The 14,698-nt window shown below is 43.0% G+C and carries 15 protein-coding genes; 4 read left to right on the top strand and 11 right to left on the bottom strand.

Features of this window, described 5'->3' with window-relative positions:
• Positions 1-54: 54 nt before the first annotated feature.
• From NTX75_02200 to NTX75_02150, 11 genes are all read right to left on the bottom strand, one after another.
• Positions 55-477: a flagellar export protein FliJ gene (locus tag NTX75_02200; protein ID MCX5815040.1), complete on the bottom strand. Its 423-nt coding sequence runs from the start codon at positions 475-477 to the stop codon at positions 55-57.
• Between the two features lie 181 nt (positions 478-658).
• The gene (locus tag NTX75_02195; GenBank protein ID MCX5815039.1) at positions 659-1,978 is read right to left on the bottom strand and encodes a FliI/YscN family ATPase; all 1,320 of its coding nucleotides are present in this window, start codon (positions 1,976-1,978) and stop codon (positions 659-661) included.
• On the bottom strand, positions 1,965-2,618 hold the full coding sequence (locus NTX75_02190; protein MCX5815038.1) for a FliH/SctL family protein: 654 nt from the start codon (positions 2,616-2,618) through the stop codon (positions 1,965-1,967). The genes NTX75_02195 and NTX75_02190 overlap by 14 nt, the downstream gene beginning before the upstream one ends.
• Positions 2,602-3,600, bottom strand: a complete 999-nt coding sequence (fliG, locus tag NTX75_02185) for a flagellar motor switch protein FliG (protein ID MCX5815037.1) — start codon at positions 3,598-3,600, stop codon at positions 2,602-2,604. Before fliG ends, NTX75_02190 begins: the two co-directional genes overlap by 17 nt.
• Positions 3,600-5,243, bottom strand: coding sequence for a flagellar basal-body MS-ring/collar protein FliF (gene fliF, locus NTX75_02180; GenBank protein ID MCX5815036.1), 1,644 nt, complete (start codon positions 5,241-5,243; stop codon positions 3,600-3,602). Before fliF ends, fliG begins: the two co-directional genes overlap by 1 nt.
• Before the next feature lie 2 nt (positions 5,244-5,245).
• Entirely contained in the window at positions 5,246-5,533 is a 288-nt protein-coding gene (gene fliE / locus NTX75_02175; protein ID MCX5815035.1) for a flagellar hook-basal body complex protein FliE, read from the bottom strand.
• 9 nt (positions 5,534-5,542) lie between these two features.
• Positions 5,543-5,974: a flagellar basal body rod protein FlgC gene (gene flgC / locus NTX75_02170; protein MCX5815034.1), complete on the bottom strand. Its 432-nt coding sequence runs from the start codon at positions 5,972-5,974 to the stop codon at positions 5,543-5,545.
• A 69-nt stretch (positions 5,975-6,043) separates the two neighbouring features.
• Positions 6,044-6,382 carry a hypothetical protein gene (locus NTX75_02165; protein ID MCX5815033.1) on the bottom strand — a complete coding sequence of 113 codons (339 nt, stop codon included), beginning with the start codon at positions 6,380-6,382 and terminating at the stop codon, positions 6,044-6,046.
• Positions 6,370-7,671 (bottom strand): sigma-54 dependent transcriptional regulator, encoded by a 1,302-nt coding sequence (locus NTX75_02160; GenBank protein ID MCX5815032.1) that lies wholly within the window; start codon positions 7,669-7,671, stop codon positions 6,370-6,372. Before NTX75_02160 ends, NTX75_02165 begins: the two co-directional genes overlap by 13 nt.
• Positions 7,668-8,759: an ATP-binding protein gene (locus NTX75_02155; GenBank protein MCX5815031.1), complete on the bottom strand. Its 1,092-nt coding sequence runs from the start codon at positions 8,757-8,759 to the stop codon at positions 7,668-7,670. The genes NTX75_02160 and NTX75_02155 overlap by 4 nt, the downstream gene beginning before the upstream one ends.
• Positions 8,760-8,902: 143 nt before the next feature.
• Positions 8,903-10,336: a sigma-54 dependent transcriptional regulator gene (locus NTX75_02150; protein ID MCX5815030.1), complete on the bottom strand. Its 1,434-nt coding sequence runs from the start codon at positions 10,334-10,336 to the stop codon at positions 8,903-8,905.
• Between the two features lie 415 nt (positions 10,337-10,751).
• Here NTX75_02150 and NTX75_02145 point away from each other — a divergent pair, with 415 nt between their 5' ends.
• The 4 genes from NTX75_02145 to NTX75_02130 form a co-directional block, all read left to right on the top strand.
• Positions 10,752-10,979: a hypothetical protein gene (locus NTX75_02145; protein ID MCX5815029.1), complete on the top strand. Its 228-nt coding sequence runs from the start codon at positions 10,752-10,754 to the stop codon at positions 10,977-10,979.
• Between the two features lie 17 nt (positions 10,980-10,996).
• Positions 10,997-11,260, top strand: a complete 264-nt coding sequence (locus NTX75_02140) for a hypothetical protein (GenBank protein MCX5815028.1) — start codon at positions 10,997-10,999, stop codon at positions 11,258-11,260.
• Between the two features lie 181 nt (positions 11,261-11,441).
• Positions 11,442-13,883 carry a transporter substrate-binding domain-containing protein gene (locus tag NTX75_02135; protein ID MCX5815027.1) on the top strand — a complete coding sequence of 814 codons (2,442 nt, stop codon included), beginning with the start codon at positions 11,442-11,444 and terminating at the stop codon, positions 13,881-13,883.
• A gap of 161 nt (positions 13,884-14,044) precedes the next feature.
• Positions 14,045-14,698: PAS domain S-box protein (locus NTX75_02130; GenBank protein ID MCX5815026.1), on the top strand; the 654-nt coding region annotated here is incomplete at its 3' end.

Here is a 14,698-nt window from a genome sequence, read left to right as displayed (position 1 = left end):
GGTGTTTAATCAGCGCTGCGAAGGAAAATTGTTCCACGGGTGGGAAAACTTTTCCTAAATATTCTGTTTTTTCAGGGCAATTTCATCGAGAGATTTTTGTTCTTTTCTGTTTCGAGCCTTTTTGATGACCTGGAGGGTCTTCGATTCTAACGTTTCAAGTTTTTTTACTTCTCTTGCCTGTTCAATCAGTTCCATCCTGAGTATACTCACCTTTTTGTTATATGCCTCTTTCTGTTCCATGAGTTCGCTTTTCCTGTTTTCAAGGTATGTCAGGTTATCTTTTATTACGCAAAAATCGTTTCCACTTATGCTTGTTATAGTCATACGCTCATAATTTGAATTAATATTGTTATCTATACCAATAATGCCATTTGTTATTTTATTCATTAAACCGAGAGTATTTTCAATTTCCCTCTGTTTGTCCTCCATGAGCTTTTCTTTGAGGTCTATGATTCTCTCTATGCGCTGTGTTGACATATTAGCTAACCATGCCCACGAATGGTTTTATCTGGGCGGACGGACGGGCATCTATCATACCAAGTTGCATTCAAAGGCGCATCGAGGCAGCGACAACGAGCCGACGCAGGCGTACACAGAACGTACGTCGAGGAGTGCGAGGAGGAGATAACAAAGATGAGCGAATGAAGGCGACTTGGTATTACACATAGAATAGTATCTTCATACTGTTCCGGGAATCCTCAAGGGTTACCTTTTCGTCCACACCCTGGGTCAGAAATGTCCTCACTTTATCCATCATGGATATGGAATAATCGATTTTTTCATTACTCCCGGGGTTGTAGGCGCCTATATTGATCAAATCCTCAGCCCTCTCATATTCTGAGAGGATTCCGATTATCCTGCCTGCATACTCTGTCTGTTCTCCCGGCACAATATCCTTCATGGTTCTGCTGATGCTTTTTAAAACATCGATGGGGGGATATTGATTCATGTCTGCCAGCTTCCTCGAGAGAACAACGTGCCCATCGAGAATTGATCTGGCTGCATCTGCAATGGGGTCATCGAGGTCATCGCCTTCTACTAACACTGTATATATTGCTGTCATAGTACCATCTTTTTCGCCGTTCCCTGTCCTTTCCAGGAGTTTTGCGAGAAGAGAAAACACGCTTGGCGTATACCCCTTTGATGTCGGGGGTTCGCCGATTGCAAGCCCCACTTCCCGCTGTGCCATGCTGAATCTCGTAAGTGAATCCATCATCAGAAGCACATTGTTACCCACATCCCTGAAGTATTCGGCAATAGCAACGGTTAAAAATGCCCCCCTTACCCTGATAAGAGGCGGCTGGTCCGAGGTAGCAACGATAACGACAGAGCGACCCAAACCATCCCCGAGGTCCTTTTCAATAAACTCCCGCACCTCTCTTCCTCGTTCGCCGATGAGCCCTATGACATTAATGTCTGCTTCTGTATGTCTTGCAATCATGCCAAGGAGCACACTTTTTCCGACACCTGAGCCTGCAAATATCCCTATTCTCTGTCCCTTCCCGCAGGTAAGAAGGCCGTTCATACTCCGTATGCCAAGGTCGAGAGGGTCAAGAATCCTCTTTTTTTTCATAGGGTTTACCGTCTCTCTGTAAACAGGCACAAAATCAGAACAATTAATGGGCCCCTTGCCATCCATGGGATTTCCAAGTCCGTCTATAACCCTTCCGAGGAGGCCTTCACCCACGGCAACATTTACCGTCTGTTTTCTTGAAAGTATCTTTGATCCTACCCCGATCCCCCTTAAGTCGCCAAGAGGCATAAGTAGGGTCTTCCCGTCTTTGAAACCAACAACTTCAGCATTAATCGGCGAAGTTCCGTCCACCGGATGAATCAGCGCTGCATCGCCAACCGATGATATGGGACCTTTCCCTTCAATGACAAGCCCTACCACCTGATTTACTTTGCCGTATACCTTGTAGGGGTAAAAACCTTTTAGTGCTTCTCGAATAACAAGCAACTTTTCATCTGTCTGCATATTCCTTGCAAAACTCTTTTTTCAGTTCCTCTATCTGTGTGGCAATAGTTCCGTCTATAGCACCAAAATTTGACTCAATGATAAAACCTGGGTCCTTCAATGTATCATCCGGTATAACTTTTAATGAACTTATGGCGTCTTCCGAAATATATCTGATATCATCTCTTCTGATTCTGATGGTTATTTCGTGTTTTTCTTCACAAATTTCAAGTGCCTTTTTTGCCATATTAAGAACAATATCCCTGTTTTTTGTACACTCTTGCAAGACAATAGCCTCTGCAAACACCAACGCCAGTTCAACCGACATTTCTTCTGCTTTTTTATAAAGCTCTTCTTTAAATGCAGACAACGCAGCTATATCTCCATTTAGTCTTCTAATAAGAGGCTCAACCTTTTTCATGCCTACTTCGAATCCTGCTTTTTCGCCCTCCTTATATGCATCTTCGAATACCTTTCTTGTCTCGGTTTCGATATCTGCCTCGTTCTTTAATTGCCTTCCAACTTCCTGCCAATGTCCTTTTTTTTCAGGGGAACTACCGAAAAAAGAGATAAATTTGACATTTTCATCATTTGGGAGAATATCGGCAAAGGAATTTAAGGTAAGCGGGTGAACCTCTTTTTTATTATACGAATTTTTCATTTTCACCTGTAATGATGATCTTTCCTTCAGCCTCAAGTCTTTTTGCCGTTAACGCAATCCTTTTCTGTGCCTGATCAACCTCTGATAACCTTACCGGGCCCATTGCCTCGAGATCTTCTTTAAGCATGGCAGCTGCCCTTTCTGACATATTGGTAAAGATCTTTGCTTTTATGGTATCTGATGCGCCTTTTAAGGCTATGGCAAGATCCTCTGTGGAAATCTCTTTGAGAAGGCTCTGGATACTCTTATTGTCAAGTTTGATAAGATCTTCGAAGGTAAACATAAATTGTTTTATTCTTTCTGCAAGTTCAGGATTCATTTCTTCGATAATTCCAAGGATTTCGCCCTCTCGAGTTTTATCCATCTGGTTAAGAATGTTTGCTACGGCGCTTACTCCGCCCATCTGTTTTTCTTCACCAACCCCTAAATCTTGCAGTTGTTCGCGCATAATACCTTCAATCTCTGACAAAACATTCTTGTCTACTCTACCGAGATTTGCCATTCTTGTTATTACATCTCCCTGCATATTTCCCGGGAGCATACCGATTACCTCGCAGGCCTTCTTTGAAGGCAAGAGTGATACAATAAGTGAAATAGTCTGGGAATGTTCCCCTTTAATGGTAGCCGCAAGCAATCTTGAGTCGCAGGTCCTCAGGAAGTCACCTGGTGCGCCTTCTTTGCCCCCCATTGAGTCAAAAATAGCGTCTGCCGTTTCATTGCCCAGGCTCTTCTTCATGAGTGCTTTAAACTTGTTTTGCCCATCTACAACAGCTAAACCGCTTTTTTCAAGGCTTTTCAAGAATTCGCCATGAACCAGCCTTACTGTATTTTCAGGGATATACTTTAAATTTGCTATTTCCCTCCCGATCGTTTCTATCTCATCTTTTTCAAACTCCTTCAGGATCTCCTTGGATAATTCTTCATCCATTGTTAAAAGCAGTATTGCTGCCTTTCTTGCGCCTGTAATATCAGAGACATCCATTAGCTTCTCTCCCTGACCCATTCTTTAATAATAGATTTTACAAGGGCTTTATCCTGGAGTGCGCTCGCAAAGGCTGGCTGTGCTTTGCTTAAGACAGGCGTGGAATCGGCGCCTCCTTTGGCACTGGCATCGTTTATAGCGCCTTTGCTTCCTGCATACGTATCCTTTATGCCGCTGACTTGTCTCATAGCTATTGATCCAGCTCTATCTTTGAACAAGCCTATTACAGGCTTTACGACAAAGGTAAAGATCGAAAGAAGTATTGCCAAATAAAAGACATATTTCCCTATATTGTATATCATCTCTTTTTTATTCGAACTTTCCAATAAACTTTTATCCTCGGCTACATTTTCAATCTCAAACGGCGCACTTTGCACTTCCAATTTATCGCCGCGTTGCTCATTATATCCAACCGCCCTGGCAATCAAATTCTTTATGTCTTGCAATTCTTTCTGGGATCTTGGGGCATATCTCGATTCCTCCCCTTTTTGTCCTTTAACTTTCTCGTATTTGCCATCAACCACTACTGCAAGGGAGAGCTTTTTGATATCTCCATAAGGTTCTACAATTTTTCTAATGGTTTTAGTGAGTTCATACGTTTTATGTTCCTCTTCTCTTTCGGATTCTTTGGCTTTGTCCGGGTTCTCCTGATTTCCCTTATTCTTATTCCCCTCTTTTTTTGGTGCATTAGGAGTATTGGATGCTACGCCCGGAACACCTCCAGCTTTTGCTGCTCTGCTTGCAACCATTTCCCTGCTCTTTTTTGAGGTTGCTACAACGGCCTTTTCGGGATTATACTCTTCTTCAACTGTTTCTACCTTTCTCAGGTTAAGCTCAACACTTGCCCTCACTATAGACCTGCTCGCCGGTAGAAAAGTATTAAGCAGTGATTGGATGGATTCCTCGAATTTTCGTTCTACGTTCTTCTGAAGTTCATATTGTTGTCCGGAGAGGACAATCGGCGAACTTGCATCCCCACTTTTGTAAAGTATTTTCCCTGAGGAATCTATTACTGTTATGTTTTCTGCCTTGAGACCTTCGATGCTGCTTGCCACAAACTGGACAATTCCTGCAACCTGCTCTTTTGGGAGGGCCTTCCCTGGTTTAAGTTTTAAAAAAATAGATGCAGTTACTTGTTTTTCTCTATCGTAAAAAAGTGTCCTTTCCGGAAGAGCAATATGGACACGGGATGTTTTTACTTCAGGCATCTGGTTAATTGTCCTTGCCAATTCTCCTTGGATTGCCCGTTTATAGTTAATGTTCTGCATAAATTCAGTCATGCCATAGTTGGTTTTATCAAAAAGTTCAAAGCCTACCCCGCTATTCCCTGGCAATGCATTCTGTGAAGCGAGCAAAAGCCTTACATCATAAACCTTTTCTTTTGGTACATATACGGTTGTCCCGCCCAACCCTAACTTATAAGGGACTTTTTGCTCCTTCAGCTTTGCAACAATCATTGAAGCATCCTCAACAGCCAGACCGGAGAAAAGGGTTTGATAGTCCTCTTTCTGGAGAAAAGATAAACCAAGAACAGAGCCCCCTACGATAGATACAAAAAGAAACAAATATAGATAGAGCTTGTTTTTCGGGACATTCGTGATATAGCTTTTCGCGTTGTTCAAAAGCAACTCTGTTGCCGCCATGATTACACCTGCATCCTCATAATTTCTCCATAAGCCTCTATTATCTTATTCCGTACCTGCATCATGGTCTGGAATGTCAGGCTTGCCTTTTCAGCGGCAATCATAGCAGTATGTATATCCACGCTTTCCATTTTTGCAATCTTTTGGGTTTCCTGGTCTGCTTCTTTCTGCAGTTCATTCGCCTTGTTCATAGAATCTTTTAAAATTTCTGTGAACGAAGCAGATCCCTTCACCTCCGTGGCACCCTTTTTTTCAGCAAAGTTGGGTAGCTGTAATGCTTCAATCTTCATTTATCCCTCCTACTTACCTATTTCAAGCGTTTTTAGGAACATCTCTTTTGTCGTGTTAACAACATTTATATTTGCTTCATACGCCCTGGTAGCCGATATCATGTCTGCCATTTCTTCCATAAGATTGACATTTGGACTGGTCACGTATCCCTCTTGGTCTGCATCGGGATGGCCAGGATCATATGCCTTTTCAAAATGTTTTTTGCTATTGGCAATTTCCTCAACCTTCACTCCCTCAATCTTCTCGGAAAACATTTTGCCGAATCCGCCTGCTTCAGAAACATCCGCCGTTGTGAAAACAACCTCTTTTTTCGCGTAGGGACCGCCTTCGTCAGTCCTTGTGGTTTGTATATTGGCGAGGTTTGTTGCTATCACTTCCATCCTTATCCGCTGGGCTTTCAACCCTGACGCACTTATTCTTAAAATGTCAAGAATGCTCATATTCTCCCTCCTGAGCTATGAACTTGAGACCTTCTTTGTTTGCTCTGTTCCCATCTCTTTCTCATTAGGTTATCGCCTTCCTTCAGAAATCATATAACGCATCATAGAGAATTTCTTTGAAATAATCTGAATAAGGGCATTATACATCATGCTGTTTTCGTTCATCTTAACCATCTGAACCTCCATGTTTACCGTATTGCCATCCACACTGCCCATGCCGTCGCTTTCAGTTTTTTCCTGTATCTCGATATTTTTCAGACCTGCCATCTGTCTTTCAAGCGCTTGCTTAAAATCAACCTCTTTTTCCTTATAGTTCGGAGTCTCAACATGTGTTATGTTCCCTGCAAGGACTTTATGATTAAAGGCCCTGACATTTAGTGCTTTTTCTACAAAACTCAAGACATCCATTGTTTGTCCTCTGTTGCGGGCAGGATACCCGTGTCTTTGTATTCCTTAATTTTGTTTCTCAGGGTTCTTGTTGTTTTACCAAGCATCGATGCAGCCCTTGTTCTATTTCCATTACAGGTTTTAAGTGCATCCAGGATGAGCTTCATCTCCATTTCCCTGATCGACCCCCGTGAACTATCCTGGGCAAATGTCATTTCCTGTAAATGTGTCAATTTTATAACAGAGTAATTAGATAAGATGCACGCCCTTGCAATGACGTTCTCAAGCTCTCGTGCATTACCTTTCCAATTGTTTTCCATTAAAAAATTCATTGCTTCTTCGTTTATACTCACGTCCATACCTTTTGAATGCTTACGCAAAAAATATGCCACAAGCTCCGGGATATCCTCTTTCCTTTCCCTTAGCGGGGGAACATATATCGGAAAGACATTGAGCCGATAATAAAGATCTTCGCGGAATTTGCCTTCCTCCACCAGTTTCACAATATTTCTGTTCGTCGTTGCAATAACCCTTGCATCGATCTTCTTAGGATACTTCGAGCCAACTACCTCTATTTCCTTTTCCTGCAATACCCTTAGCAACTTGGCCTGGAGCCTGAAATCCATCTCTGTTATTTCGTCAAGGAGTATCGTTCCTCTGTCGGCTATCTCAAATTTACCCATTTTCCTTGAATAAGCACCGGTGAATGCACCTTTTTCATAACCAAAAAGTTCACTTTCAAGGAGATTTTCGGGTAAGGACGCACAGTTTACCGGTACAAAAGGACTCTTAGGCCTGTCGCTGTTTTCATGAATAAAGCGTGAAATAAGTTCTTTACCAACACCGCTTTCACCAAGAACGAGCACAGTGACATCCGACTTTGCAACCTTTTCCGCTTTCATAAGAACATCCTTGATAGCCTTTGAAGCATAGATAATCTTTCCGTTGTTCACGCCGATGGCACGTTTTATTGTACTGTAGAGTGTATCGGCGGTAAAAGGCTTTTGAATATAATCAAACGCGCCCTCTTTTATTACACTCACTGCATCCTGAATTGTCCCGTAGGCAGTAACAAGAATTACCGGCAGCAAGGGATGTTCTTTCCGTATATGTTTTAAGAGTTCGATGCCATTTAAATGTGGCATTTTAACATCCGTTATAACAAGATCAAAAATACGTTTGCTTATTTCATTAATTGCCTTCATACCGTTCTCAGCAAGGAAAACTGTATATCCTGTTTTTGTCAGGGATTCCTTCAGGGCAACCCTCATATGATAATCATCATCAATAACAAGCACGTTGGTCTTCATTGGCTGTCCTTTGGAATATAAACAAAAAATGTTGTACCAACACCTTCGGTTGACTCTACCTCTATGTATCCCTTATGGGCTTGCACGATGTTGTGCACGATAAAAAGCCCAAGTCCAACACCTTTGTCTTTTGTTGTAAAAAACGGATTAAATATGTTCTTTCTTACATCCTCGCTCATTCCAGCACCGTTATCGTTAACGACGATTACTACATATTTTCCTTCTTCCTTTATTTCAATTCGTATCGAGCCCTTGCCGGTCACTGCATCAATGGCATTGCTGATGAAGTTCATTATTACAAGCTTCATCATATCGGGATCAAAAAAAGAAACCCCGTCATAATGAACATCATAATGAACATTTATATTCCTGCTCATAATCGACAGTTTCATAAAATCCAGTGTCTCTTCAACCACCTTGTCTATCTTTTCTTCATTCATTACAAGGCTTCTTGGCCTCGTATAAGAAAGAATGTTATTAATAATCCTGTCGATCGTCTGCACACCGAAATGTATATAGTCGACATATTTTTTCTCTTTGGGTTTCAGCTTTCTATCCGACAGCATTGAAAGAAAAAGCTCCATACTGCCGAGAGGGTTCTTTATTTCATGGGCGATCCTGGCAGCCATTTCGCCCATAGCCCGTAATCTCTCATCCCTTTCAAACCTCTCTTTCATCTTTTCAAACTCAGTTACATCTTCAATGACTATTACTTCTTTGCCTGTAAAGCCGTTCCTCAATACATCCTTTTTCCATCTGTATTGACCTTTACCATTTTTGATCTCACCAGCCTTCTGGCTGCTGTTATTCAGGTCATCAATAAATTTCTCTGAACTCAGCCTTTCTGCTGTTTTATTTAAAAACGATATGGATTTCTGATCAACAACAACAATGCCTACCGGAATAGAATCAAGTATATTATACAGGTACTCCTTAGCCTTTTCTAACTCCCTGTTTTTACTTTCTACCTCTTCTTTTAAGAGTCTTATCTGGCTCTCAAGAACATTATAATAATTAACTATGGAATCAGAGGCCCTTGAAAACCCGTTAAACGCATCTTTCAGCAATTCTGCTTCTGAAATGGACATAACCTTAACCTCTGCAAGATATATACCAATCCCAACTCTCACACTGCCAGCCCGTTTCAGTTTTTAAGAGAAGTTGATCTTTGTAAGGATTTTGTTGTTTCCAGGCGTATCTAATGATTGTCAAATTATTGACAGAGAAAAAATTAGTCCATCCCGAAACGTTTCATCTTTTCGATTAAGGTAGTCCTGTTTAGATTAAGTATGTTGGCTGCCTTGCTTTTTACCCCTTTTGTTTCCTGGAGGGCTTTTGCAATAATTGATTTTTCAAATTCCGTTACAAGGGTCTCGTATCCCTTCTGAATATCAAGTTGTTGTTCTTTATCTTTTACATTCCACAACTTTTCCGGCAGGTCTTCCACCGCTATACAGCCCTTCTTTTTCAAAACAACATTTCTTTCAACAATATTCTGTAATTCTCTCACATTTCCTGGATATTCGTAACTAATTAAAATATCCATGGCCTCTTCCGAGAATCCTTCAACAGCGGCATCATTTAAACGATTGGACTGCTCAAGAAAATGATTTAGAAGTAAGGGTATATCCTGTCTCCTTTCCCGGAGCGGAGGGATATGAATCGGAACCACATTCAATCTGTAATAAAGGTCTTCTCTGAAGGCACCTTCCTTTACCAGTTTTTCTAAAATTCTGTTCGTTGCAGCGATAACCCTTATATCGACTTTAATTGTTTTAGAGCCGCCAATTCGTTCAAGGGTTCTTTCCTGCAAGACCCTTAAGATTTTCACCTGAAGGTTAAGACTCATATCCCCGATTTCATCGAGAAAGATTGTGCCTGTATTGGCAATTTCGAACTTGCCGTACCGGGTGTTGAACGCACCGGTAAAGGCGCCCTTTTCATAACCAAAAAGTTCACTTTCTAACAGATTTTCCGGAATTGCACCACAATTTACTACGACAAGAGGGTTGTCTTTCCTCGAGGAATTATAGTGGATAGCCCTGGCAACCAGTTCTTTTCCAACCCCGCTCTCGCCTGTAATAAGGGCTGTCGCGCTTGTGTCGGCTACTTTTTCAATAAGTTCGAAGATCTTTTGCATCCCAAAGCTTATCCCTAAGATATTTTCAAACTTGTATTTATCCTTGAGACGAGTCCTCAAGATTGTATTTTCCAAAAGCAACTTGCTCTGAGAAAACCTTTTCAAAAGATTTGCCTTTGATACTAACCCCTTAGGGATATTTTCGTTTTTCAGCATTTTATAATAGTACAATGCTGAATCAACAGATGCGAGTATCTCTTCGAACTTAAAGGGTTTCAGGATATAATCAAAAGCACCGAGTCTCATGGCGCTTATAGCGGTTTCAAGGCTTCCGTACCCGGTCATGACGATGCCTATAGTATCGAGATATTCTTTTTGAATATAATTTATTAACTGCAGACCATCTACCTTGGGCATGGTGAGATCTGTAATCAAAACTTGGTAATTATTGTTCTTCAGTGCAGATAATGCCTCTTTACTTTCCAGAAAAGGATCTACCGTGTAATCGTTGTTTCGTAAAAACTCGGTTAGCATCATCAAGATGCTCTCTTCGTCCTCGACAACAATGATCTTGCCTTTCTCCATTTGCTTCCTTTTAAGATTCCAAAGTATAATTTTTTTCAATAGTAAGATAAAAGGTTATCTGTGATTTTATCCTCAACCCCAACCCGACAGAATAACTCTATAATATAATTGCTTAAATGTCTAACATTTTATGGAAATCCAGGTTTAGCTCTAATATACTAACCTCAATCGTTAGCGCCGTTCAGAAGGATACCAAAAACGCCGGTCTTGTTCCCATCCCGATGCTGTAGGGAACAATCAATTCGCCCTCATTTCTGACAATAGGTATGCTCGCAATATTGACAAAAAAATGAACACAACCTATTTGCAGGAATCAGTCCGAGATCACGGAAAGAGCCTGTGGACCCTCAATCACTGTTTTAAAGCTTTTCGTGATCCTCGTGTCGTCCTATAGGACCTCCTTTCAAGGCGAATAATGTTCAGCTACCCGCCAAAGACATTTCCAACCTTAAATACTTCCTATTTCGGTGTGATACATGCTACATCTTGCCTGAATGAAAGAATTGCTGCAACAAAACTGCACAACCACGGTGCACTCTCCTTCCAGTTGCCGACCCTGAGCATGATGACGGCTCTGGCCGGACGTGCACCGGAAACCCCAAAATCAAAGAAATGGTTCCAGACTGCCAAACCCTCTAAGTGAAGGCATTAAACTGTTATATGTACGGTAAGAAGATTAAAGCCAACAATTTTTTCGGGCATAAAGGGGCAGATAATACAAGCGTTACGATAGCATTATCGAGTATAGGAGATAAATGGAAAGTTGTATGGGGATGGGATAATGGCACCTGGAGCGCAAAACACGCAACATTTTATAATGGAGTCAATGACCTGGAAGATATCTTTATTATGCAAGGTTTCAACCCTGACTCTGTTAACCCTACCCTCCAATACATAACAGTTCATCTTGTTAATAATTATTGACACGGTTTAAACCCTCTTTTATACTGTTCCCTTAGGCATGTCTGTTGGATCACATACTTATTTTACCAACAGGCATACAATTTTTGGAGGCTGTCCGATGACACTGAACACAACCTCATAAGGTAGATTGGCAGAAAAATACCCTTAAAAAGTCAAGGGGAAGCATCTCATGATCCGGCATATGAACAGATATATCCGCTTATTGTTTATTTTCTTGCTGGTCGCGGTCGGATGTTTGTATGCCGATGCAGCCTCACCGTCAGACCCGAAAAATCCTCCCAAAACAATTAAAGTCGTCATGGACAACAACTACCCGCCCTACGTCTTCCTTGACGGTAAAGGAAACCTGCAGGGCATCCTGATAGACCAGTGGCGATTATGGGAACTGAAAACAGGCATTAAAGCAGACATTTCCGGTATGGATTGGGGTAAGGCTCTGAGCCGTATGGGGGCGGGAGAGTTCGACGTGATCGACACCATTTTCTTCAATGAACGTCGCGCACAAATATACGACTTCACAAAACCCTACGCAAAATTAGATGTCTCGATATTTTTCCATAAGAACATCTCCGGTATTTCCGATGCAGATTCACTTCAGGGCTTTGTCGTCGCTGTCAAGAGCGGCGACAATGCGATTGATCATCTAAGGGGAAAAGGGATCAGCCTCTTTCAGGAGTACCCTTCCTATGAGGCTATCATCAGGGCCGCAAAAGAGCAAAAAGTAATGGTAACCGTTATTGACAACCCTCCAGCCCTCTACTTTCTTTACAAAATGGGTATTCTGGATCAGTTCCGTTACTCGGCACCCTTATATACAGGGGAGTTCCATCGGGCTGTTAAGAAGGGCAATACGGCTATTTTGAAATCAGTAGAAGAAGGGTTTTCGCAGATTTCCGAAAGCGAGTACCAGGCCATTAACCGCAAGTGGTTCGGTACCGAAACGAGTGTATTTCATCCCTACCTTCGCCATATTGGAACAGGCCTGGGGGCCCTCATTGTTATTGTATTGTTCCTGATTGTATGGAACCGTACCCTCCGCAAGAAGGTCCGTGAGAGGACCATGAGATTGGAGGAGGAGATAGCTCTGAATATCAAAAAGACCGAGGCACTGCAGGAAAGCGAAGAGAAATATCGGGAACTGGTGGAAAATGCAAACAGCATTATCCTGCGAATGGACAAGGAAGGTCGGATAACTTTCTTCAACGAATTCGCACAGCGATTTTTCGGATTCCTGAAAGAAGACATCATCGGGCGGAACGTTGTCGGTACGATTGTACCGGAACAAGAGACCACCGGTCGTGATCTTGTTGCCATGATAGCCGATATCGGCCGCAACCCCGATATGTATGTCACCAATGAAAATGAGAACATGCGTAGCAACGGGGAACGCGTCTGGATTGCCTGGACCAATAAACCGATCTTTGACCAGAACGGTGATGTCAGCGAGATTCTGTGCGTCGGTAACGATATCACCGAGCGTAAACGTCTTGAGGCCCAGCTTATCCAGTCCCAGAAGATGGAAGCAATCGGCACCCTTGCCGGAGGCATTGCCCATGACTTCAACAACCTCCTCATGGGGATTCAGGGGTACGCTTCCATTATGATGTTGGAACTCGATACATCCCACCCCAACTATGAGCGGCTCAAACGGATCGAGGAACAGGTCCAGAGTGCTGCGGATCTCACAAAGCAGCTCCTGGGCTTTGCCCGAGGCGGCAGGTACGAGATGCCGTCTCTAAACATAAACAATATCCTCAGGAAGAGCTCTTCCATGTTCGGCAGAACAAAGAAAGAGCTTACCATCCACGGAAAATACGAGAAGGATCTCGCGGCGGTTGAAGCGGATCAGGGCCAAATCGAGCAGGTCCTCCTCAACCTCTATGTGAATGCCTGGCATGCCATGCCCACGGGGGGAGAACTCTACCTTGAGACCAAAAACGTTACTCTTGATGAGAACTATACAGCGCTCCATGGTGTGCCTTCCGGGAATTACGTCAAGATCTCCGTCACTGATACCGGCGTAGGCATGGACGAAAAGACAAGAAAGCGAATCTTTGACCCTTTCTTTACTACAAAGGAAATGGGGCGAGGAACGGGATTGGGGCTTGCCATGGCCTACGGAATCATGAAGGGGCATAAGGGCTTCATCAATGTCTACGGTGAACCCGGCCACGGTACCACCTTTACCCTCTACCTTCCTGCATCAGAGAAAAAGGCCCTTGAAGAGAAACCCGCCGCCCCGGATGTACTCAGGGGTACCGAAACCATTCTCCTTGTGGATGATGAGCCGAGTGTCCTTGCAGTGAGCAAAGAGATCCTTGAATCTTTCGGGTATACCGTACATGGCATGAGAAGTGGACAGGAGGCAATCGCTTTTTATAAAGAAAAGAAAGACGATATCTCCCTTATAATCCTTGACATGATCATGCCGGGACTTTCGGGGAATGAAACCTTTGACCGTATCAGGGAACTGAACCCTTCAGCGAGGATAATCCTCAGCAGCGGCTACAGCCTGAACGGTCAGGCACAGCAGATTATGAATAAAGGATGCCACGGATTTATCCAGAAGCCTTTCAGTATAGCCCATATTTCCAGGAAGATCCGGGAGGTATTGGAAAAGTAGGTGGTAAAAGAAACAATGCTGCCCGGGCTCCAAATACTTATCTTCACATTGTGTTCCTGCTTGGATTTATCCATTACCATTTGACACCTCAATGGATATCCTGTAATATCCTTAATATCCTGTGATATATCTCGCACTATTTATCACCACAGGAGAGCCAGATGAAAGATACATCAAAGACAAATCCGGAATTGATCGAAGAGATATCCTTCTTAAAACAGAGAATCAAAGAGCTGGAACAATCGGAATCAGGCCGCAAGCAGGTGGAGGAGGCACTGCGGGAGAGCGAAGAAAAGTACCGCTCCCTCTTTGATAATGCTGTAGAAGGCATCTTCCAGACCACATCGGAGGGAAGATTCATCTCCGCAAATCCTGCCCTGGCAAAGCTCTTCAAATATGACTCCCCGCAGGAATACATGGAGCAGATCACTGATATCGGCAGACAGCATTATGTGAATCCGGAAGATCGCGAAACATACAAAAACACCCTTGAAGCGGAAGGGGTCATCAAAGGGCTTGAGGTACAACTCCTCAACAAAGACGGAAACACTGTATGGGCATCCATAAGTGCCCATGCGGTAAGGGATAATAAAGGCACGGTCATGTACTATGCAGGAACCGTGGAGGACATAACCACCCGCAGGCAGGCCGAGGAAGAGATCATCGGGGGGAGAGAGAAACTAAAAACCCTCTCGGACAATGCCCCCTTCGGGATGGCTCTCGTCGATAAGGAGGGTCGTTTTACCTATATCAACGCCAGGTTCACAAAGCTGTTCGGGTATGATCTGTCTGATATCCCCGACGGCAGGGCATGG

This window comes from Pseudomonadota bacterium, assembly GCA_026388315.1.
GTDB lineage: Bacteria > Desulfobacterota > Syntrophorhabdia > Syntrophorhabdales > Syntrophorhabdaceae > MWEV01.
This window is presented reverse-complemented; position numbering and strand designations above follow the sequence as displayed.